The organism is Altererythrobacter sp. BO-6 (genome assembly GCF_011047315.1).
Lineage (GTDB): Bacteria > Pseudomonadota > Alphaproteobacteria > Sphingomonadales > Sphingomonadaceae > Erythrobacter.
The window spans coordinates 2421420-2442392 of record NZ_CP049259.1 but is presented as its reverse complement, the minus strand read 5'-3'; the positions used below and the strand labels follow the sequence as shown (position 1 = coordinate 2442392).

Annotated in this window: 17 protein-coding genes and 1 tRNA gene; 12 read left to right on the top strand and 6 right to left on the bottom strand. The window is 56.5% G+C overall.

From position 1 onward, the window contains the following. Positions 1-70: 70 nt before the first annotated feature. Positions 71-145 (top strand) — tRNA-Val (locus G6N82_RS11930). Between the two features lie 316 nt (positions 146-461). Here the strand turns inward: G6N82_RS11930 and G6N82_RS11925 are convergent. Next, positions 462-1652 carry an MFS transporter gene (locus G6N82_RS11925; RefSeq protein WP_165196737.1) on the bottom strand — a complete coding sequence of 397 codons (1191 nt, stop codon included), beginning with the start codon at positions 1650-1652 and terminating at the stop codon, positions 462-464. Between the two features lie 303 nt (positions 1653-1955). Between G6N82_RS11925 and G6N82_RS11920 the strand changes: the two genes are divergently transcribed. The 6 genes from G6N82_RS11920 (at position 1956) to G6N82_RS11895 (ending at position 8781) form a co-directional block, all read left to right on the top strand. Continuing rightward, positions 1956-2957 (top strand): hypothetical protein, encoded by a 1002-nt coding sequence (locus tag G6N82_RS11920; protein WP_165196735.1) that lies wholly within the window; start codon positions 1956-1958, stop codon positions 2955-2957. A gap of 288 nt (positions 2958-3245) precedes the next feature. Further along, on the top strand, positions 3246-4121 hold the full coding sequence (locus tag G6N82_RS11915) for an NAD(P)H-binding protein (protein ID WP_165196733.1): 876 nt from the start codon (positions 3246-3248) through the stop codon (positions 4119-4121). Positions 4122-4451: 330 nt separating this feature from the next. Next, a complete protein-coding gene (locus G6N82_RS11910; RefSeq protein ID WP_165196731.1) occupies positions 4452-4901 on the top strand; it encodes a hypothetical protein in 450 nt (149 codons plus the stop codon). A gap of 755 nt (positions 4902-5656) precedes the next feature. After that, the gene (locus G6N82_RS11905; RefSeq protein ID WP_165196729.1) at positions 5657-7264 is read left to right on the top strand and encodes a class I adenylate-forming enzyme family protein; all 1608 of its coding nucleotides are present in this window, start codon (positions 5657-5659) and stop codon (positions 7262-7264) included. Positions 7265-7535: 271 nt separating this feature from the next. Continuing rightward, positions 7536-8492, top strand: a complete 957-nt coding sequence (locus G6N82_RS11900; protein ID WP_165196727.1) for a hypothetical protein — start codon at positions 7536-7538, stop codon at positions 8490-8492. Between the two features lie 121 nt (positions 8493-8613). Further along, the gene (locus G6N82_RS11895) at positions 8614-8781 is read left to right on the top strand and encodes a helix-turn-helix domain-containing protein (RefSeq protein WP_165196725.1); all 168 of its coding nucleotides are present in this window, start codon (positions 8614-8616) and stop codon (positions 8779-8781) included. Positions 8782-8955: 174 nt separating this feature from the next. Here the strand turns inward: G6N82_RS11895 and G6N82_RS15215 are convergent, their stop codons facing one another. Next, complete coding sequence (locus G6N82_RS15215; protein ID WP_277601943.1) at positions 8956-9078, bottom strand: hypothetical protein; 123 nt, start codon at positions 9076-9078, stop codon at positions 8956-8958. 190 nt (positions 9079-9268) lie between these two features. On the opposite strand from G6N82_RS15215, the gene G6N82_RS14875 reads away from it, so the two are divergent. The 3 genes from G6N82_RS14875 to G6N82_RS11885 all read left to right on the top strand — a co-directional run bounded on the left by G6N82_RS14875 (position 9269) and on the right by G6N82_RS11885 (position 12331). Further along, positions 9269-9790 (top strand): site-specific integrase, encoded by a 522-nt coding sequence (locus G6N82_RS14875; protein ID WP_206520190.1) that lies wholly within the window; start codon positions 9269-9271, stop codon positions 9788-9790. 53 nt (positions 9791-9843) lie between these two features. After that, positions 9844-10368: a hypothetical protein gene (locus tag G6N82_RS14870; RefSeq protein ID WP_206520188.1), complete on the top strand. Its 525-nt coding sequence runs from the start codon at positions 9844-9846 to the stop codon at positions 10366-10368. A 154-nt stretch (positions 10369-10522) separates the two neighbouring features. After that, positions 10523-12331: an SLC13 family permease gene (locus tag G6N82_RS11885; RefSeq protein WP_241255089.1), complete on the top strand. Its 1809-nt coding sequence runs from the start codon at positions 10523-10525 to the stop codon at positions 12329-12331. A gap of 46 nt (positions 12332-12377) precedes the next feature. On the opposite strand, the gene chrA is transcribed toward G6N82_RS11885, so the two are convergent. Beyond that, entirely contained in the window at positions 12378-13694 is a 1317-nt protein-coding gene (gene chrA, locus G6N82_RS11880; protein WP_206520187.1) for a chromate efflux transporter, read from the bottom strand. A gap of 858 nt (positions 13695-14552) precedes the next feature. Beyond that, on the bottom strand, positions 14553-15716 hold the full coding sequence (locus G6N82_RS11875) for a CaiB/BaiF CoA-transferase family protein (RefSeq protein ID WP_165196723.1): 1164 nt from the start codon (positions 15714-15716) through the stop codon (positions 14553-14555). Between the two features lie 129 nt (positions 15717-15845). On the opposite strand from G6N82_RS11875, the gene G6N82_RS11870 reads away from it, so the two are divergent. Together G6N82_RS11870 and G6N82_RS11865 are read left to right on the top strand one after the other, a co-directional pair. After that, positions 15846-17804 (top strand): NAD(P)/FAD-dependent oxidoreductase, encoded by a 1959-nt coding sequence (locus tag G6N82_RS11870; protein ID WP_165196721.1) that lies wholly within the window; start codon positions 15846-15848, stop codon positions 17802-17804. Positions 17805-17820: 16 nt separating this feature from the next. After that, on the top strand, positions 17821-18795 hold the full coding sequence (locus tag G6N82_RS11865) for an NADPH:quinone oxidoreductase family protein (RefSeq protein WP_165196719.1): 975 nt from the start codon (positions 17821-17823) through the stop codon (positions 18793-18795). Here the strand turns inward: G6N82_RS11865 and G6N82_RS11860 are convergent, their stop codons facing one another. Both G6N82_RS11860 and G6N82_RS11855 read right to left on the bottom strand, forming a co-directional pair. Then, positions 18796-19980 carry a cytochrome P450 gene (locus tag G6N82_RS11860; RefSeq protein WP_165196717.1) on the bottom strand — a complete coding sequence of 395 codons (1185 nt, stop codon included), beginning with the start codon at positions 19978-19980 and terminating at the stop codon, positions 18796-18798. Between the two features lie 63 nt (positions 19981-20043). Then, on the bottom strand, positions 20044-20934 hold the full coding sequence (locus G6N82_RS11855) for an MBL fold metallo-hydrolase (RefSeq protein ID WP_165196715.1): 891 nt from the start codon (positions 20932-20934) through the stop codon (positions 20044-20046). Positions 20935-20973: the final 39 nt, after the last annotated feature.

Genomic DNA, 20973 nt, shown 5'->3' with positions numbered 1-20973 from the left:
GCACGCGCATAACAGGGCACTTGCCAATGGCCCTGCTGCGTGGCAATGGCGCGCCCCTGCCCAGCAGGGCGGGCGCGTAGCTCAGTGGTAGAGCACACCCTTCACACGGGTGGGGTCGCAAGTTCAATCCTTGCCGCGCCCACCATCTTTTCAATGGCTTAGAAGAGATGGTTCGCATTTCCATGAAAAAAACATGAAAAATAGCCTGCGAAATGGCAGCCAACTAGCACCGTGAGACTCTAGGCCGCACTAAAACCCGACGTTCCGCTAACGACCCATAAGCAGACGCTAACTAGTCCACTTTTGCCGGAATGCCATCTGCCTGAGGTTGCTCATGGATAATCTCCAGGATGGCATCGCCACGCCTCGGAAAGCGAACCGTAAGCATCAAAAAGACGACGCACGTCCATCCAATTGCGCCCGACCAATAGAGCCATTGCGGATAGCCGTTTCCAGCTGTCTCAGAAGCAAGCCATGCCCCGATCGGGCGCCCGAAATTGCCGACAGCCATGTAGATCGTGAACTGGGTCGCTGCGACTACGGGCGAACACATCCGCATGCAAATCGGGATGATTGCAATGATGTAGAGCAAGGCGAAGATGTCGACGATGACCGTGAAGGAGATCAAGACCCAGCCTTGCGTCCATAACGGTTGAGCGAACCCCATCGCGACCAACATGATTGCGCCCCCCGCCAGCGCCTATTATCAGGCCCTTGCGCGAACCGATCCTGTCGATGAGCCAGCCACCGAAGATCAGCCCCAAAAGACCACTGATCATTGTCGATGTGGAAATCAGATTGGTGTATTCACTTATCTGCCATTCAGCAGTTTGCGTGAAGAGCTCAGGATGGAATGCTTCGAAAGCTCCATAGGGAACAGAACGCAGCAGCAAGATCGGCACGGCGGCAAGTGTGAGAGGGACGTACAGCGCCCGGAAAGAACCACGTAATAGCGGCCACCATGCATCGATCTTGATTTTCGCATTGAGCGGATGACTTGTACCGGAAGTCCATGGGAGCAATCGCTCGCCTGATCTTTCGCGAATGCAGATACCGTAAACCATGACCAGTAAAGGGAGCATCGACAGGCCGATCAGGCCCACAGTGATGCCCCAATTCTGGAACATGTAGCCTCCTAGGGCCGTGGCTGCCGAGACGCCCAGAAGTTGGGCGCCAAACATTATGCCGGCTGCTTTTGCTCGTTCATTGTCGGGCATTATGTCGACCGCCAAGCTGTCTATCCCCACATCCTGGAAGGTGACGGCCGTATTGGCGCAAAAGCCAAGTGCAGAGAGCAGGAAAACGTCGGCGGAAGCAGGGGATATTATTGCCCCGATCAGGAAAACCGCAACTATTAGCGCCTGCGCCCCGATGATCCAGGATCGCCGTCGCCCCATTGGAAGAAATGTGTAACGGTCGATTAGGAAGCCATTGATCAGCTTGAAAGACCAGGGAAGAGCGGAAGCAGCAACGACAGAGGCGATTTCTGCTGTGCTTGAACCGTTAGCACTCATCCAGGCAGGCAAGGCGTAGTAAAATAATCCTATCGGGAAGCCTTGCGTAAAATAGAAAAGAAGTAGCGTGAACAAACGCAGAGGTTTGCTTCTGCTCAAGATCAGACCACTTGAGCCGGTTGCGGCGACAGTCGCCATTTTCACCCCCAGTCCCATTCAAGGGGCGACCCAAAGATAGAACAACAAACCGAACCAAAAAGGGATTGTAAGAAAACGACAATCAGCTTGAAACGTGCAGCCTCGGCCAATTTTGATCGGACCCATTGGTACGCGTGTCTGATAAGCGACAAGACGGACCAGCCGCTTCCGACCCAAGAGCAGAATCTAGCTCACGACAGAAACTGGAGATGGGCAACTTGGGGACTGCCTAGAGCTTTCAACTGAATTTACCACTTTGACGGAAATCAAGTGAATTGGCCTCATATGGACTTACATGGGCTCATGTTTAGACGTCTTGCGGCTGTTCTGCTCCTCAGTTTTGGGTTGGTAATATCCCCAGGTGGGGCAAAAGACCCTACCTCGCTGCCTTGGCGGATAAAGAACGCGCAACAAGCTGCTGTCGGTCAAAGCCTTGTTGTCGGAGCGATCCGATACATAAGAGACGGGGAAGAAAAGAAATGCGCTGATGGCGGTTACAAATGCGTAGCCATCATCCTGCCGCCCGACAGTAACAAAGCCTCCGTCTACGAATTCGAGAGATCCACAGACTTCGTATGGTCGCTGCCTCCAGGGCAGTACACGATCCTCGCGTTCGCAAGAAGGGATAGTGGCTGGGACATTCAGGCAATGCGGGCAATCTTCACAGTGCCGGAAGACCTGACACCGATCTATATTGGTGAGCTCGTATTCGAACAGAATGGTGGACGATACATCGTTGGTGCTGGCGACGATTTTGAGCGGGCAGCCGTGCAGTTCGAAGCAAACTATCCTAGCGTGACACGAAGGCTCAACAGAGGTTTGGTAAGTCCCGAACCAAGGCCTGGAACTTGGCTGAAGATGAGTGGCATTTGCGCCCCCGATTGGAAGATAGCGTGTACCAAAAACTATTGGGGCGTAACTCCGCTTCTGCCATCTGACGGTAAGAAATTCGCTTCAGTTGGTGGGCTGAGCCCACAATTCCGCTGGACGCCATCTGCAGACAGCGCAGTCACCTATGACATCGTTCTCTATGAAGCTGCGTCGTTCAATGACGACGGAATTACCCGTCAGTTCACCGAAGGTCGATTGGTTGACTACAGCCAAGGTTTGGTCGAACCACAGTGGACACCCAATGTGGCGCTTGAGCCCAATAGAAAATATTATTGGAGCGTAAGGGCTAGAAAGGAAGAGACGGTTTCCACCTGGTCCACGTATAGTTATTTCAATTTTTTCCTGATCGGTTTCTCGTCTGGCTACGGCCAGTGGTTCAAATTTGAGACTCCGGCTGCCGCTAAATCCAGATAGCTCTGAACAAGGTCTACTCTTCGGTCCCGCTGCATCGCATAAAACTGCACGGCTCCGCAGATAGCTCGAACGACCGCTTTCCACCCATGAGCGGCCCAATTCCTGCCACGCAGCGCGGCCTGAGAGCCGACTGTCGGCTATTCGTGCGTGATGCTTGAAAGCGGACCAGCCGCTAACGACCCAATTGCGGACATTGGAAGGTCTGCATCTTTCAAATGATTGCGGCAAGCTGGCGCCTCATTTATCTTGTAACCGAGGGCGGAGAGCAAAGTTTCGAAGAGGTGTCTGATGATCTTGATCGTCGGCGGTTCTGGAAGATTGGGGCGGGCTGTTGCCAATCGACTTCTGGAAGCTGGAAACAAAGTAAGGGTATCATCGCGCAAGCCCGCAAGCCTTCACGATCTCACGTCTTTGGGAGCCGAAGCGGTTCGGCTTGATCTTCGCAAGCCAGAGGAGTTTGTACCGGCACTCGAAGGTGTTTCGCGAGTTTTCACAGCAGCACATGCATTAACCGGGCGTCGATCGGACAGCATCGATGCGGTTGATCTTGTAGGGCATCAGAAGCTGATAGATGCTGCCAGAAGGGCCGGAGTCGAGCATTTCGTATATACCTCGGCACAAGGAGCTCGCCTTGATCACCCAGTCCACTTCTGGTCCGCAAAGGCAGCTGTCGAAGCTTACCTGGAGAAGAGCGGACTTAGGTTCACGGTGTTGCGACCATCGGCCTTCATGGACTTATACGCATTCGAACTGATTGGTCGGCCTATTTCACAGGGCAAGACTGTGCACTTGTTGGGAAGCGGAAGCCGAACGCGCAATTTGGTCGCTGTGAGCGATATCGCAGAGCTGGCAGTCAGAGTTTTGACTAGCGAGGAATTCGTCGACACTCATCTTGAGGTTCGAGGTCCTGCGGACTTCAGCGACCGCGAAATCATCGATTTTTATTCATCAAAGATGTCGCGAACAGCAAGAGTACGCTCCGTCCCCCAATGGGCATTGAAGCCGATTGCGGCGTTAATGGCCCCTATCCATTCGGGCATCGCCAATCTGCTGCGGCTCCCCACGGAATTAGCTGAAGCAGGAGACGCAACAATACAGCACTCCAAGACCATCACCGGGGGCACCACCTTAAGTGCTGATCCGATACTGAGGGAAAGGATTTAAGATGGGATCGGCTTGATGCTGTTCTAAATGTCTTCCTTGAACTCTGAGCAGTATGGGCGTTAACCGGTGCGCTCCCTTAACCCGGAAATGAACCAGCCGATTCTTTCCGGGATCCTGACGTTCGGCGTTCGACCCAATTGCGGACAAACTTTCGTCGCTGAAATATCTGCTTACGGCGGGATTTAGATCGCGGCGGTTTGGTAGCCGTTTTGACTCTTCGCAGTGGTTGATGTTTAATTCTTTTTCCTTGGGGCCGGCCAATATCGGATGGGTCGCCCGTCTCCTCGGTGTCCATGGGTCGTTTTGCAACCTTCCAGGGGAGACTATTTGATGAACAAGCTTAGGATTTCATGCTTGGCTGCAGCGGCACTTATTGCTGCATCACCGCAACTTGCTCTGGCTCAAGATGCGTACCCAATGGAACCCGCCGAGTATGTCGAGGTGGCTGCCATCCATATTGATGATGGATATGGCCTGAAATACGCCCAGCATTTGGCGACTGTATGGCGTGCTTCGCAGGATTATGCGGTCAAGCAGGGCTGGATCACGGGCTACGAAGTTCTGGTCAATACACATGCGCGCGAAGGCGAACCCAATCTTTATCTGCTCACTCGATTCGAGAAATTCGAGACACCCGAGGAGCAGGAAGCGAGAGGGCGCCAATTCCGCGCACAAATGGGGCGCACCATAGCGCAGATGCAGGAAGAGTCCGCTGGGCGTGCCGAATACCGCACTCTTGGAGGCGAAATGCTGCTAAGAAGGATGAAGTGGCGGGATTGATCGCCAATAGTCCGAACCGCCGAAGATTGATCCAAGTGCGATCCATCAAAAGGCTCTGAGGAGCAAGAATACATCGGCACAGCGGAGAAGCGCCGCGGTCCATAGTGAACGTGGCGCTTTTCTCCGTCCGCTATCTACCCACCAGCGGCCTTCAGACAGGACTAGACGCCATCCTAGAGGCGGACTGGCAGCTTGGCCTGGATGCGCGCCCAAAGCGGCTGGTCCGCTGACGACCCAATTGCGGACGTTCGGAATCCTCCATTCAGACTTATGGTTCGAAGTAACTCTTTTGAATGGAAAACCGGTGGAACTTTATCGCGAAAAAGCCGTAGGAATTTACAACTGACTACGTTTTGGGGACAATTTTCGATCTTCTGGGGGACAACAGATGCCTAAGCAAACTACCTCTAGTCCAAGCTTATCCGGCGGCCTGGTACTCCTTGCGGTTTCGTGTGCCAATATTGGCTATGGCCTTTGCATGCTTGTGAACGAGATGGAAAATGCGGCGATTCCACTTGGAATCGGAGCGATGCTTGCTGGTCTTTCAACCATCTTTATCTCGCGCGCTGTCGCACCTGAAAACAGGACGCCGCCCAAGACTGACTAGCGGCAGCATTCGACCCAGTTGCGGACCTTCGGCAGGGCAGCTGCTTTCGCCCCAGTTATGGATATCCAATTTGCGGGGTCTCTGGCAGGCTATTGTCAGATTTTTGTTTTGAGTTAGTCTCCCCTCGCTGGGTCGCGAAAGGGTGCCTATGTACAAGGTTTCGCTGACTGAGAGTTATTTTCCCGCGCAGGCTGATACCGAATATAGAGAGCGCACAATCGCAAGCATGCTGCGCGAGCAAGCTGAGAGCCGCGGCGAAAGTCTGGCGCTCCGCGAATTACTTCCCGATGGATCGATCGGGCGTGAGTGGACGTACTCGCAGATGCTCGAATTGGCTGAGCGTTGCGGTCGCGCCTTAGCTTCTCGACATCCAAAGGGCGCTCGGATTGCTATCATGGCGGGGAACTGCCCGGAATGGGTACTGCTCCAAATGGGGGCCGCTTTGGCGGGTCTAACGCTCGTGACAGTCAATCCCGCTTTTACTGCGCGCGAGCTGCGCTACGTGCTTGAACAGTCAAGCTCCATAGCGATCTATTATCAGCCCCATGTGCGTGGCAATGCGCTGCGTCCGATTGTCGATGAAGCTGCAAAGGGCCTGCCAGCATCCGATCAAGTGTTCGACATTGAGCTGCATAACCACGTCTTCGCCGGCGAATATGATGGCGAACTTCGTGAAACGGGGCCTCACGATATCGTTATGATCCAGTACACTTCAGGCACCACTGGTTTTCCGAAAGGCGTACTGCTGCACCAGCATGGATTGGTGCAAAGCAATCATGACCTCATGAAGCGTTGGAACCTAAATGCCGGTGATGTCACAATGTCTCCTATGCCGCTATTCCATACCGCCGGAAGCGCAGCGGCCGTGCTAGGCACTTTCTCACGCGGCGCAACGCTCCTGCTTGTGACGCAGTTTGACCCCGCTGTAATGGTTGCCGCAATCGTCAAACATCAACCTCACTCAGTCGGCGGAGTCCCGACCATGATCTTCGGAATGGTTGAAGCGGCTCGTGCGGGCGGACACAAAATCACTGGCATAAAGAGTGTCTCCAGCGGCGGCGCAATGGTTGCGCCCGAACTCAACCGCGCTGCGAGAGAGATATTCGGCGTGCCGATCGTGATCGTTTACGGTCAAACCGAGACGTCCCCCGCTATCACGGCCACCTGGCCTAGCGACAATGATCACGACTTAACGCAAACGATCGGGCAGCCTTGTCCGCATATGGAAGTTTCGATCCGAAATCCGTCCGACAACACCGTTTGTGCGGTTGGCGAACAAGGTGAAATCTGCATGCGCGGATACAACATGATGGCCGGATACAATGATAATCCGGAAGCAACCGCAGAAACTGTTGATGCGGATGGTTGGCTCCACACAGGTGACCTCGGCACGATGGATGAGCGTGGCTATGTCAGGATCACAGGGCGCGTAAAGGAAATGATCATTCGCGGCGGCGAGAACCTGTTTCCTGCGGAGATCGAAGCAGCTCTTCTTGAACATCCAGCAATTGCGGAGGTTGCGGTTGCCGGTGTGCCGGATGAGAAATGGGGAGAGATCGTCGCAGCATTCGTCAGGCTGGCAGATGTTGTTGAAAAGCCGGACGACGCAGAACTTCGTGCTTTTATTCGTGAGCGGCTATCACCACAGAAAACGCCGGCACATTGGGTATGGGTAAGCGAATTTCCGCTAACGGGTTCGGGCAAGATCAAGAAATTTGCCATGGCCGAAGCATTCGCGAACGGGGAATTTAGCTGAGGCTCTTCTCACGGATTTACGGTAATCGTAATGTCCGCTTCCCACCCAGTTGCGGACGTCCCTGCCGGTTTTCGAGAAACTTATAAGGGGACTTTCGCTTGTTGGCCCTACGCGTCGCGAAACTTTCGGGCACGAGCGTTGCTTTGATCGAAAAAACACTACGGGCACCTTGTGCGCGATGATGCCGAAGAGGCGCTGGCGAGCATAGCAGTATAATGGCTTAAGCTGGATTCTCTTGCGCTGTGAAGCTCTTGCGCATTAGCTTCCAGCCATGTCGCACGAATGGATTAAAGCCTCACTGGCGCTGGAATACGTCTCGGACGGACTGCTCGACTATTCTGCCCCGCGACGCATTTGTGAGCGTGCGCACGCCGGACTTATCGCCGCGAAGGCTGAACGGATTGTCTGGGACGGACAGGAAAAACGCGACGAGTTAATTGGCAAGGGCTTCTGGTGGGCGAGAGGGCATGAAGCTCTGGAGCAGGACTGGCAGGCGGGCGATTTTTCGACATGGATTGACGGCAAGACCGAAGTGCGAGCTTTCGGAGTGAGCTTCGACTTCACCGCGCTGAGCGACCTTGTGCCCGCCGACAAGCAGGCCGCAGCTATACGGCGGATCAGTGTGCTTGCAGACGAAGAATGGATCAGCGCGCGTGATCTGCATTTGGCTGTGCTCGAAAAGGCTGGACCCGTCTACGGGACGGCGATGCTTACCGAAGCTTGCCGCTTGGGCCAGTTGGGCGCGCGGGCAATGCGTGCGACCTGTCAGTACAAACAGCGCAGTACGCTCATGCTTCGCTGGAAAGCCGTTGAGTGGGACGTGCCGCTCTGGTTCTGGCGCGACTTCACTGACAAGGTAAACGCAAAATTCGAATGGCCGCTGGGCAACGTGAAGGGTGAGGGCAGGAAAGATGGGGAACCCCATCGCATCGAGCTTCAAGGCGTGCACTTCCACCGCTCCGGTTTGATCAACCTAGAGATTGAGGAAGCGCCAATCGAGAATGGGCAAGGCGCAGATGCAGGCCGGGGGCGAAGGCCGAAATACAACTGGCCAGCTGCATCGCTGCACATTTTCGGCCTCATCAATCGGGGCGACTTCAAGCCCGAATGCCAAGCCGACATAGAGAAGGCGCTGATAGAGCACCTTACCGAGGGGGACGAGGCGCCGGGAGAGAGTACGGTCCGCCCCTACGCCAAGCTGATTTGGGAGGAGAATTTGAAGGCCTGAAATTGCGAGCCTACCTATTACTGGCCTCATTTCAGCCTTTTCGTCCGACACACCCTCAAATTTCGCCGATGATTCCCTGCATCCGCCGGCACTTGCTGGCACTGAACAGGGATTTATCACGATGGAAAAACTTCTCGTTTCGATCACCGATGCCGCAAAGGCGCTAAGCCTTGGGCGCACTTCCATCTACGAGCTTATGCGCTCTGGTGCGCTTGAAACCCGCAAGATGGGTAGGCGGCGGCTTATCACGGCGGATTCGCTTCGGCGGCTAGTCGAAGGGCAGGACTGAGGGGCGGCGCGATGAAGCGGATCAATCCGCGTCGCGCTAAGCTGCACTGGTCCTATACAGTGAGCGAACTAGCTGAACGGCTGGACGTGCATAAACACACGGTGCGTGGCTGGCTCAAAAGGGCTTGCCCGCAATCGACGGGGCGAAGCCAACTCTGATCCTTGGCAGCGACTTTCAGGCATGGTGGGGCACGCAGCGCAAGGCGGCGAAGCGACCGTGCCAGCCGGGGCAGATGTATTGCTTCAAGTGCCGGAAGCCGAAAACGCCCGCATTGGGCATGGTGGAATATGCTGCCACAAATGCCGCCACGGGCAATCTGAAGGCCATCTGTGAGACTTGCGGCACCATGATGCACCGTCGCACCCGGCTGGCCGAAATTGCCGCCAGAATGCCGGGACTGGACGTTCAAATCACGCTGGCACCTTCAAGCATAGTTGAGCGGGCGCGACCCTCCCCAAACTGTGACAATTTGAAAGGAGCCTGACACATGGCAAAACACAACGCGGCAAACACCCGGATCAAGCGCGAATACTTCCACTATCTGAAGGAAGCTCGGCGGCGTGATGATGCTTCAATCGATCAGGTGGCCAAGGCGCTTACCCGCTTCGAAGAGGCGACCGGGCACAAGGACTTCAAACGCTTTCACCGGGAGCAGGCCGTAGCCTTCAAGAAGCGGCTGGCTACGGAAAAGGCCGAACGGACCGGCAAGCCGCTGTCGAAAGCCACGGTGCATTCGACCCTTTCGGCCCTGCGGGAGTTTTTCATCTGGCTGGCGATGCAACCGGGTTACAAGAGCAAGATTGCCTATGCCGATGCGGATTATTTCAACTTGTCCGACAAGGAAGTGCGGATTGCAAAGGCAACCCGCGAAAAGCCCGTGCCTACGTTGGATCAGGTGCACCACGTGTTGGCGAAGATGCCCGCCGGAACCGATATTGAGAAACGCAATCGGGCGCTGATAGAGTTGGCGCTGCTAACCGGGGCAAGAGGGCTGCGCTTGCCAGCCTGAAGCTGAAGCTCGTCGACCTGGAGCAAGGCTGCGTGCATCAGGATGCGCGGGAAGTGCGCACCAAGGCCAGCAAGACCTTCACGACGTGGTTTTGCCCGGTGGGCGGCGATGCACTGCAAATCGTGACTGATTGGTGCGAGCATTTGCGCACCGGCCTGCTTTGGGGCGAGGATGATCCTTTGTTTCCCAAGACGCGGATAGGGTTGGGCGATCAGGGCGGATTTCAGGCCATCGGCCTTGATCGTGAGCACTGGAGCGGCACCGGCCCGATCCGAACGATATATAGGGACGCGTTTACGGCGGCTGGCTTGCCTTATTTCAACCCCCATTGTTTCCGCGATGCGCTGGTGCAACTTGGTGAACGACTTTGCACGACGCCTGAGCAATTTAAGGCTTGGTCGCAGAATATCGGGCACGAGCGGGTGCTCACCACGCTGACAAGCTACGGCAAGGTGCCAGCCGCACGGCAAGCCGAACTGATCCGGGGACTTGGGCAGGTGCAACCCGCTAGCGAAGATGAACGTCTAGCAGAGATCCTCACAGAGACGGTGCGCAAGCTTCGCGCTGGCAGCTTTTGATTTTCCCCAATCAAGCGATTAATGTCTGCAACTGGGTGGAAAGCGGACATTCGAGCGGGTCACTGAGATAACTCGAGTTGAACCAAAACTGCCTAAGCCGACGAATTGAATTTATTTCTGGCAAACCTCTCTTCGCCAACGCACAAGCACGAAAGTGGAAGAGACCATCGAGAGCATAGTGTCTGTTGCCGGACCGTTTATCGGTCTTGCCCTCCTTATTTCCATCTTCGCTGCGTTTGCCATGGAGCGGCGACCTCCAGTTGTCGTTGCCACCGTAGGCGGGTTGTTCATGATGGCCCTGGGCTTTCTTTCTCCAAGCGAGTTGCTTGGGGTCTTCAGTAACTCCGCACCAATCACGATTGCAGCCATGTTCGTTCTCAGCGGTGCCTTGCTCCGCACTGGCGCGCTGGAAGAAGTTTCAGGCTGGGTGATCCGGCGCACGCTACGAAAGCCGCGCTTGGCAATGGCAGAGATCGGGGGCGGAACCTTACTTGCCTCGGCCTTCATGAATAATACGCCGGTCGTGATGGTAATGATCCCGATCATCCAGCGGCTTGCCCGGGTGCTTGGCATTGCCGCCACGCGCCTGCTTATTCCCTTGTCCTATATCTCGATCCTCGGAGGTACCCTGACACTTATCGGTACCTCAACCAACCTGCTGGTGGATGGCGTTGCGCAGGAACAGGGGCTTGAAGCCTTTGGCATCTTCGAAATCAGCATGGTTGGCATTTGCGCCGCTTCAGCCGGTCTCGTGCTCCTGGTTCTCACGGGTAAGTTCCTGCTCCCCGACCGCGCCGCTCACAGCCTTGATGAGCAGGACGAGAATGATACCTTTCTTTCCCATCTCACGCTCATGCAGGGCAGCGAGCTTGCGGGGCGCAGTATTGGCGAGTTGGCGCTCTTCCGCCGACCGGGTCTTCGTCTTCTGGGTGTTCAGCGCGGCAAGGCCATCGATCGTCGCGGATACGAGAACTGGATATTGAAGAGCGGCGACCAGTTGATCGTGGCAGCCAGCCCGGTAGAGTTAGCTTCACTTGCAGAAGCAAATGACTTCCGGACCGGGCTGATTGGTGTTGGCGGGGGAGTGACGACCACCCGGACAGGTCGTCCGGACGACCTACGTTTGGTCCAGGCAGTAATTTCTCCTTCGCATCCCATTATCGGAAGAAGGCTTGCCGATATTCCATTCCTTTCGAGGCTTAAGGTACGTGTCCTTGGCTTAGCCCGGCCTGGTCATTTAGCAGGACCAGATCTTGCCAATGCGCGGGTTCGAGCAGGGGATCGACTCTTGATCGCCGCCGGAAGTGATGCGGCGCAAGCCTTGCAGTCAAATGTCGGGCTGGTCGACGTGAGCAAGGCATCCGTGCGCGCTTTCCGTCGCACCAAGGCTCCCATAGCCATTGCCACCCTTGCCGGAGTGGTCATTCTTGCGGCAGCCTTTGGCTTGCCGATCGCCGCCTTGGCTCTGGCAGGTGCAGGGGTTGTCCTGCTCCTGCGATGTCTCGAGCCCGAAGAGGCCTGGGGTTCAATTGACGGCAATACGCTCGTTCTGATCTTCGGCATGCTGGCATTCGGCAAAGGGCTCGAAAACGCTGGAACGGTTGATCTGATCGTTTCGAGCCTGCAGCCCCTTCTTGCGTCAATGTCACCTCTCTTCCTTCTTGTGGCGATATACGCGGTGACAAGCATTTTGACCGAGGCGGTGACCAATAATGCCGTAGCGGTAATCATGACCCCAATTGCAATCGGCCTCGCCAATGCGCTGGGTATCGACCCGCGCCCCCTAGTCGTGGCCGTTATGTTTGGCGCAAGCGCCAGTTTTGCGACACCAATCGGCTATCAGACCAACACTCTCGTCTACGGCGCCGCCAATTACCGCTTCATGGACTTTGTGAAGGTAGGCGTACCGATGAACATAGTGGTTGGGCTAGCCGTATGCTTCGGGATCGACATGTTCTTCTAACAAGAAGACTTCGCGGACATCGATAGCAACGAACAATCTCAGCGAGCTACAGTTGCAATCCCAGCGCTAGTCCTCCTGCAGCGCATACCGCAAGCACACGGATTACCGACCAGTTGGCTTTAAAGACGAGCAAGCAGGCAATGGCCGCAAGCACTGCCGCGCGCCAGTCGAACGTTGTCCAGTCGGGCGTGTAAAGCCGCAACGGACCAAAACGGGTCTCTCCCACCGTTTCAAATAGCACATGCAGCACAAACCACCCGGCGAGGTTGGCAATCACGCCAACTACAGCGGCTGTCACGGCAGCTAGCCCGCCCTTGAGCCCCACGGCATTCCCCAGCCGATCGATCCATGGAGCCAGCGCGAATATCCAGAGAAAACATGGTGCGAAAGTCACCCAGGTCGTCAGCCCAGCGCCGATCAGTCCAGCTACGAAAGGCGTGAACGGCTCCGGCGCGCGATATGCGGCGAGATATCCCACAAACTGCGTCACCATGATGAGCGGCCCCGGTGTGGTTTCGGCCAGGCCTAGCCCATCCGCCATTTCGCCCGGTTGAAGCCACCCAAAGCCATGCACCGCTTTCTGCGCCATATAGGCAAGCACGGCATAAGCCCCACCAAATGTCACCACGGCAAGCTGTGAGAAGAACGCACCGATGTCCCACAGCACATGATCGCGGCCCAGCGTTGTGGCGACAAGTACCATTGGTGCGGCCCAGATCACGCCGCAAACAGCCACAGCCTGCGATGTTCTTTGCCACGGGCGCGGCCCAGATGGCGGAGCAGAACCTCCCTGCTTTAGCGCCAGCCATTGAGGACGCATGGCAGCGACCGCCATTCCGATTGCGCCTGCCCCCAACACGATCAGCGGAAACGGCAGATCCAGCAGGAACAGTGCGACGAAGGCAGCCACAGCCAGCCCCTGCTTGAACTGTGTGTTGAGCGCACGCCCAGCGATCCGTAGTATGGCCTGAACCACAATCGCAAGTACGGCTGCCTTTACTCCCAAGAACAGCGCTTCAAACCAGTTGAGGTCAGCAGCGACCGCGTAGAGTGCCGACAATACGAGGATCACCAGCGCACCGGGAATGACGAACAGCAGACCTGCCGCTAACCCGCCGCGCCAGCCATGTAGACGCCAGCCGATCCAAGTCGCCAGCTGCTGCGCCTCCGGTCCAGGCAAGAGGTGACAGAAATTGAGCGCGTGAAGATAATCCTCCTCGCTAATCCAATCTCGATCCTCGACCAGTTCACGGTGCATCAGTGCGATTTGTCCAGCAGGACCGCCAAAACTGAGCAGGCCAATGCGCAAAAACACGCGCAGGAGGTGGGAGAAGCTAGGTTTGGTGGTCAGCGTCACGCTCATTGGTTACCTCGCAGACAAATGCCCGCCAGAAGGCGGACGACGAGGCAACGCTTGGGCTATTGCAGCCTGACCGGGAGGTTGCTGAGTCCCGCAAGGATTTCTTACATTGTGTAAGGCTCGCTTGGAAGAGGTTGTCCACTTTCCACCCAGAACAGACAATACAGCGATGGCGTTCTTCTCCAGAAAGCCGAGTGACCGCCTTCAGGCCTTTCAAGGCCGACCTCGAACCTCCGCAATTGGGTCGTTACGCGACCAACCGCTATCTGCTGACGGCGCAACAAAGCAGACTGTCGGCTTTCAGGAAGCCGCCTGGAGCTAATTACCGGCAGCTAATGGGTGGAAAGCAGACGTTCCCGCGAATGGATTCTCGGTGTTGCTCAGGGTGTAAGCGCCCCCCCCTGCAGGGTGGAAATTCGTGGCTAACAGTCCCTAGGGACCATTTCGCCGAGCAAAACGGCCCTGATTTCGCCAGAGACGCTGCGCAACTTCTTGCGGATTGAGGAATTGGCCCTGATAAGCGCGCAAACTTCGGTAGCTTACAGCACGACCCTGATATCTCAGACCAGTGTCGGGGGTAGGTAGCAGTGCTGTCAATCGGACGCAAAGCCGCCTCCACTTGGTAGAACTTCTCTTGCCCGCAACCGGAATTAGGCAGCGAGGTTCTTTTACTCCCCCGGTAGGCTCTGATCAGTGGCTCCTTACCAAGGGACAGCTAACGAAGAATATATCAAGCAAGGGGATGACTTCAGGCGGCAAGCCGAAATACGCGAACGGAAACATGGCCTTGCTGATGCCAGAGACCCACAAGCAGTGCACCTGCTCGCCTTTCGTTTTGCAAAAGCCCTCGCCGGGCAATTCTTAGCGATCTGGATTGGACGCCTGCACTAGTTTTGCAGCAAGGGATTTTTCCAACGACCAATTGCGCAACGCATCCTCAAGCGACTCTTCTCCCACAGTCTCACCCGGATCAGTTATCTCAGATCGACTGAAGCGAGGTGCCGGTCTGGGCTGGAAAGATCGAGCGGAGATTTTGTGCACTCCCCGCGCAATATTGGCGGGATGGCTGGTCGCCTCTTCAAGGCTCAGCACGGGTGAAACACACGCATCGAACTCTTCAAATTTCGCCACCCATTGATCCCGCGATTTCGATGCCATGACTTGCGAGACAACCTCAGACCTCGACTTCCAGTGAGCCGGATCAAGGTGACGAGGAAAATCCTCCGGCCTGAGACCAAGCCCTGTGATGAAGGCATCGTGGAACTGTTTCTCTAGCGCGCCGACGGCAATATAGCGCGCATCCTGCGTTTCGTAGCAGCGGTAGAAATAGGCGCTGCCATCAAGCAAGCTTCCCCCGCGCCCGCGGTTCCATTGCCCCATCTGCATCCATCCTGACAATTGAGTCAGGAGGACGGAAATTCCGTCGAGCATTGCCACGTCGAGTATCTGCCCCTTGCCGGAACGGCTCCGCTCGATGATCGCCGCCATGATGCCCATGGCAAGGAATGTTCCTCCCCCGCCCAGATTACCGACAAGATTCAATGGAGGAGTTGGCGGACCATCGAATGGCCCGATCGGATGGAGACCACCGGACATGGCGAGATAGTTGAGATCGTGGCCGGCCTTTTGGGCAAGTGGGCCTTCCTGACCCCAGCCACTCATCCTAGCATAAATCAGCCGTTCGTTGGCTGCAGTCAATTCATCGGGGCCCAGACCCAGCCGCTCCATCACTCCCGGGCGAAATCCTTCAATCAACACATCCGCCTGTTTGGCCAGGTCGAGGAGAATCCCGCGTCCCTCTGGCGACCGAACATCCAGCGCCACCGACGGTCTGCCCCGGTAGATAAAGTCATAGCGCGGATCTCCGCCCAGAGGATTTACAGCGCCATGACGCTCTATCCGCAGAACCTGTGCACCAAGGTCGGCAAGCAGCATGGTGCCGAACGGCGTCGGCCCCAATCCTGAGAACTCAAGGATCCGGATACCCGCAAGCGGAGCCTGATTTTCGTCGACTGGCACGTTCATCCGTTCCTTCTCCACGCGGAGGGTCGCAGTATTCTTACGAGTTAAATTTTATACTAGTCAGTAGACCCATTCCCTGCCACTATGCAATCACCCGTTTGACAGGCTCGAGCAAGACAAAGAGGAAATGAAATGACCGATCGGTTTGCAGCGCGGCCCGTCGCAGACACTCAGGTGGACTGGGATCTGCTGCAATCAGGAGTAAGGCAGGCAAATATCCCTAGCTTGCTGATGGTGCTCCATCAGATGACAGGCGATGGGAAATGGCTGGCCGCCCCCTATGCTCCTGCTCGCTCTCCGGGGCTTGATGACAATGACAGCGGCCAATTGCCGGAGGCGATCCAGGATGAAATTAGGGATGCAGCGCTGAAGGCGATCAGCGATTGGCTGGGCGGTCAGGACCTGAAGCTCGCACGACCCGACAACAGTCACCTTGCTGAAATGCTCAGCGTCGCCATGACCGAGAATGTCCCCGAAGAATATGGAGATGTGATCGCGGCTGGAATGTCACTAGAAGCCGATGAACCCAAGCTCCCTGAGAGCCTCCGCGATAAGACCGCGCTCGTGATTGGCGGCGGCATCTCAGGCATTTGCGCCGGGATCGAATTACAGAGAATGGGTGTCAAATACACGGTCCTCGAAAAGAACGACGATTTCGGCGGCACCTGGTTCGAGAACCGCTATCCCGGGTGCGGTGTCGACACTCCGGCGCTGACCTACACCTTCAGCTGCCGACCGAACGACTGGTCAATGCATTTCCCGCTGCGCGATGAGATCGAGAGCTACTTGCTCGACACAGCAAAGCAGTTCGGGCTCTACAACAACGCGCGGTTCAACACCCATGTTCACGCGGCACGGTGGAAGGAAGAAACCTGCAAGTGGGAAGTGACTATCGAGACCGCTGGCGGCGATACCGAGCTTCTCTATGCTGATTATCTTTTTAGCGCGGTGGGCATTCTCAATATCCCGAAATACCCCCACATCGACGGCCTCGATGAGTTTGAGGGCGATGTCTACCACACCAGTAGATGGCCCGAGGATGCCACGATGACGGGCAAACGCGTTGCAGTGGTCGGTAACGGAGCGTCGGGCATGCAAGTCGCACCTGCTATAGCCGACCAAGTGGAGAAGCTCACCTTATTTGCCCGATCCAAGCAATGGGCAGCGCCCTTCCCGCAGTTTCGCAAGCGAATTCCAGACGGAGTTCGCTATCTGATGAAAGTGGTCCCACTTTACCGGGCCTGGGCCGAACAGCGACTGTCGTGGACCTTTAACGACCGTGTTCACGGAACCTTGTTCCGCGACCCGGAATGGGACCATCCGGAACGCTCGGTCAATGCGATCAACGACGGCCACCGCAGAGCCTTTACTCGCTATGTCGAGCAGGAACTCGCCGAACGTCCGGAGCTCATCAAGGATGTCCTGCCGGACTACCCCCCGTTCGCCAAGAGAATGCTGCTCGACAACGGTTGGTACCGGACATTGAAGAAGCCCAATGTGAAGCTGATCCCGGAACATCTGGCGCGCGTCGAGGGGCGCAAGCTGTACTCCTCTTCGGGTGAAATGATCGAAGCCGACATCATCATCCTTGCTACCGGCTTCCAGACCACCCGCGTGCTTGGATCCTATGAGATCGTCGGGCGCGACGGAAAGGTTCTCAGCGAATTTTGGGGGGAAGATAACGCTGAAGCCTACCTCGGTACGCTCGTTCCCGATTTTCCGAACTTCTTCATTCTGCTTGGCCCAAATGTGGGATCGGGTCACGGCGGCAGCATGATCCGGAATATCGAGAACCAGATGCACTTCGCCGGGAAAGTCGTGGAAGAGGCGGCCGCCGCGGGCGCTGCTACCGTTGAGGTCAAGGCGGACGTCTACCACGAATATAATCGCCGGATCGATGAAGAGCATGAAAAGCTTGTGTGGACCCATCCCGGCACGGAAAACTGGTACAGAAACTCTAGTGGCAGGGTCATCGCGATTACGCCGTGGAGGAATGATGCCTTCTGGCGCATGACCCGCAAACCAAAGCGGGAAGATCTCGAATTCGGCCTGATCAGCAACAACCTGGCCGCGCTGGAAAAGGTAGGCTGATGAGACGGGCATTCGCATGAAGGCATTCATCGGGCATGCACTGGGGTCCCCTTCCAGTTTTGCACTCGAGGAGATCAAGAGGCCTGTCGCCGCTTCGGGCGAGTTATTGATCAAGGTCGAAGCGACATCGCTCGGTTTTGTTGATCCCCTGGTGATGAAAGGCCTGTACCAGGTAAAACCCCAGCTGCCCTTCATCCCAGGTGGCGAGATTGTCGGTACGGTCTGCGAAGCCGTCGAGCCAAACTCCCGCTTCAGAGTTGGGCAGCGAATTGCCGCATGGCAATTTGGCGGAGGCCTCGCCGAATTCGTCTGCGTGCCCGAAGACAACGCAGTCGCGGTTCCGGAAGAGCTTGAATCACCAGAGGCGGCCGCAATCCTGCTCGATTATCTGACAGCCTACTACGGATTATTCGACTGCGGAGAATTGAAGCCCGGCGAAACGCTCCTGGTTACGGGAGCATCTGGCGGGGTCGGTTCCGCTGCGGTCAGGCTGGCCAACGCCAGCAGTGCGGTGGTAGCAGGCCTTGCCAGCGGAAGGGAGAAGCTTGCATTCGTCTCACAATCAGGCGCGCGCCATGCAATTGACTATCGCCGGGAAGACTGGCGCTCCGACCTCAATGCAGCAGTTCCGCATGGAATCAACATGGTTTTCGATCCGGTCGGTGGACCGTTGTTCGAGCCAGCCTTTCGTTCGCTCGCAAAACGCGGTCGTCACCTTGTGGTTGGGTTTGCGGCGGATACCGGCATTCCCAGTCTGCCCGCCAATTTGCCGTTGCTCAAGTCTGCCGCACTTGTTGGCGTCGACGCCCGTTACCTGTGGCAAACTGACAAAGCGCGAACCCGAGCGATCCTGTCGATCATCCTCGATCTGGCGCGCACTGGGCGGATCGAGCCAACAGTTGCCGCACGGCACACGCTTGCGGATGCAGCTGCCGCATTCGACGCCTTGTCAGACCCGGGCCGTATCGGGAAAGTCGTCATTTGCCCGTGATCACCAGCGGCCCGGCAAGGTCGCCATTCCCCGGAACAGAAAGCCCTCTCTCCAGGCGGGGTTACGTGTCTCCACAGCTAATCCGGGCAAGCGCGTAGCTAATCGCTCAAACGCAATACGACCTTCCAATCGGGCCAGCTCCGCACCGGCACAGAAGTGGATGCCGCCGCCGAAGCTGAGATGATTGCGGGCGTTGCGCTGGATGTCGAATGTATCCGCGTGATCGAAGGTTCGGGGATCACGGTTGCCCGCTCCGATGAGACACAGAACCTTCGAGCCGGCTTCGATGGTCTGACCGCGCACCTGTGTTTCCCTCAGGGCAGTACGATAGGTAGCGATCAAGGAGCTTTCATAACGCAATACCTCATCGACGGCATTCGCACTCAGGCCGACCGGATCACCGACCAGAAGCTGCCATTGATCCGGAAATTTGCTTAAGCACAACAGGCCATTACCGAGCAGGTGAGCGGTGGTTTCAAACCCAGCACCGAACAACCCGATTGCTACGGTGACAAGCTCATCGTGCGAAAGCGAGTCTTCCTTCCCACCCGATTGCACCAGTGCTGTTGCCAGATCCGCACGAGGCTCCTTCATCCGCTGATCGAATAGCTCATCAAAGAAGGCCTGGAGCACGCGAATCTGTTGGTTGGCGGTGGCCAGTTCGCTTTCTGTCAGCGCTCTTGCCTCGAAGACAATGAAGCTCTTACTGATCGCGTCGACAACGGCCGGAAGTCGAGTATCGGCAGGATCAACGCCCAACATGTCACACATCACACGGACGGGAAGTTCGTAGGCGAATTCACCGATCAGGTCAGCTTGTCCATGGTCAATGAAACGATTGATCAGTGTATCAGTGATCGCGCGAATCCGCGGCTCCATGCTGCGCACGATCCGGGCGGTAAGGGCCCCCGTCACCAATCCCCGTACACGCGTGTGATGCGGCGGATCCTGCATCAGGAATACTTCCGAGAGCCATTTGTATGCGGGTTGCCCCATGACATCGAAATCGGGCCCGTAGAACAGCCGGATATTCTCCACAAAGTCGCCCTGGCCGAAATCATCCCTGTTCATGAGGACCCCGCGAACATCGTCATATCGACTGACGACCCAATAGCCGAGGTCCGAGCGGTGCAGGGGGTCATGTTCGCGCAGTTCGGCAAATGCCGGATAGGGATCGGCCCGCATCTCTGGCTCATCGGGTGCGAATGATCTGACCTTTGTCATTGGTTTCCTGCTCGCTCCACAGATCTAGTCGGTCGGAAATCGTGGGCAAAAGCCCGTGCCGCTTCGCTCGACGAAAGTGGTGTGAGCGCCGCCAAAGTGGGCTGGGACAATTCGGGCACCTATCCGGCAGGCACGCTCCAGCACAGCATGACGCGTGCTCGACGCCAGCCGGCGATCCTCGCAATAGACACTGTTCCAGTCAGGACGGTAGATTTGAATGGGATGATGCAGAATATCGCCCGTAAACATCGCCACATCGTTGCCGTCGGTCACTTCCAGCACCATCTGCCCGGGTGTGTGACCGGGCGCAGCCCGGGCAATCATTCCAGGCGCAATCTCGTCGCCATCATCGACGAATACTGCTTGGCCCGCTTCGATCACCGGCAACACGCTGTCCTCATAAACATTCGCGTTTACGGCCGCGCCGTTCATCCCGGCATAGTACGGGCCGGCCGGGTTCCAGAACTTATTGTCAATGCGTGGGAAGAAGTAGGTCGCGTTGGGGAATGTCGGGATCCAGCGCCGATTTTCCAGAACTGTGTTCCAGCCAACATGGTCGATATGGAGATGGGTGCAAAAGACCTTGTCGATCCTGTCCGGAGAGAAACCCGCATCGCTGAGGTGCTGGAGAAAGGGTGTGTCGAGCTTGCCAAACACCGGGATATTCGGCCGCTCCTTGCCGTTCCCCGCTCCGGTATCGATCAGGATATTTCCGGTTTCTGTCGCAATCACCCAGCTTTGAAGGAAGGCATAGATTACACCGTCCCTGTAATAGTCTGGCTCTAACCCTGCCGCGAAATCATTGAACACCGTCGGGTCGAATTCAGCGAAGAGATCCTGTGGCGGGGCAAACCCACCTTGCCATTCCTCCGCACGATAGACCTTGTGATTGCCGACCTGAAAAAAGGGTTCCATCTGGTGGTCCTTCAAATGCGAATTGGGTGCCGTGCCCTC

What these genes read in the sequence shown, in the direction of transcription:
- G6N82_RS11925 (WP_165196737.1), bottom strand. Translation starts at nt 1,652, where the DNA reads ATGGCGACTGTCGCCGCAACCGGCTCAAGTGGTCTGATCTTGAGCAGA.
- G6N82_RS11920 (WP_165196735.1), top strand. Translation starts at nt 1,956, where the DNA reads ATGTTTAGACGTCTTGCGGCTGTTCTGCTCCTCAGTTTTGGGTTGGTA.
- G6N82_RS11915 (WP_165196733.1), top strand. Translation starts at nt 3,246, where the DNA reads ATGATCTTGATCGTCGGCGGTTCTGGAAGATTGGGGCGGGCTGTTGCC.
- G6N82_RS11910 (WP_165196731.1), top strand. Translation starts at nt 4,452, where the DNA reads ATGAACAAGCTTAGGATTTCATGCTTGGCTGCAGCGGCACTTATTGCT.
- G6N82_RS11905 (WP_165196729.1), top strand. Translation starts at nt 5,657, where the DNA reads ATGTACAAGGTTTCGCTGACTGAGAGTTATTTTCCCGCGCAGGCTGAT.
- G6N82_RS11900 (WP_165196727.1), top strand. Translation starts at nt 7,536, where the DNA reads ATGTCGCACGAATGGATTAAAGCCTCACTGGCGCTGGAATACGTCTCG.
- G6N82_RS11895 (WP_165196725.1), top strand. Translation starts at nt 8,614, where the DNA reads ATGGAAAAACTTCTCGTTTCGATCACCGATGCCGCAAAGGCGCTAAGC.
- G6N82_RS14875 (WP_206520190.1), top strand. Translation starts at nt 9,269, where the DNA reads ATGGCAAAACACAACGCGGCAAACACCCGGATCAAGCGCGAATACTTC.
- chrA (WP_206520187.1), bottom strand. Translation starts at nt 13,694, where the DNA reads ATGAGCGTGACGCTGACCACCAAACCTAGCTTCTCCCACCTCCTGCGC.
- G6N82_RS11875 (WP_165196723.1), bottom strand. Translation starts at nt 15,716, where the DNA reads ATGAACGTGCCAGTCGACGAAAATCAGGCTCCGCTTGCGGGTATCCGG.
- G6N82_RS11870 (WP_165196721.1), top strand. Translation starts at nt 15,846, where the DNA reads ATGACCGATCGGTTTGCAGCGCGGCCCGTCGCAGACACTCAGGTGGAC.
- G6N82_RS11865 (WP_165196719.1), top strand. Translation starts at nt 17,821, where the DNA reads ATGAAGGCATTCATCGGGCATGCACTGGGGTCCCCTTCCAGTTTTGCA.
- G6N82_RS11860 (WP_165196717.1), bottom strand. Translation starts at nt 19,980, where the DNA reads ATGCGGGCCGATCCCTATCCGGCATTTGCCGAACTGCGCGAACATGAC.
- G6N82_RS11855 (WP_165196715.1), bottom strand. Translation starts at nt 20,934, where the DNA reads ATGGAACCCTTTTTTCAGGTCGGCAATCACAAGGTCTATCGTGCGGAG.